Here is a 210-nt window from a genome sequence, read left to right as displayed (position 1 = left end):
TCTTCACAAGATCAATGGATGGCGCCGCAGTAAACGGTACGTCTTCCTCGTCGGTATCTTTCACGTCATCTCCTGTAGGCGGCGTACCTTTAGCCGTGGCTGTATTGTGTACTTTGCCGTTGTTCACGTCTGCCTGCGTTACCGTATAGGTTGCCGTAAACGTTGTCTCTGCTCCCGGTTCAAGGCTCGCTGCTGAGGCTGGAGTTATTG

The 210-nt window shown here is 52.9% G+C and carries 1 protein-coding gene; it reads right to left on the bottom strand.

Going from position 1 to position 210, the window contains the following annotated elements; genetic code table 11:
• Positions 1-210 (bottom strand): CLIPPER-2 domain-containing protein (locus AB2U10_RS19350; RefSeq protein WP_493820801.1); only part of this gene is annotated, 210 nt, incomplete at both ends.

Origin of the sequence: Leadbetterella sp. DM7, assembly GCF_040829825.2 — a bacterium.
Taxonomy (GTDB): domain Bacteria; phylum Bacteroidota; class Bacteroidia; order Cytophagales; family Spirosomataceae; genus Leadbetterella.
Note: the sequence above shows the minus strand (reverse complement) of the source record. Positions and strands in the feature narration are given on the sequence as shown.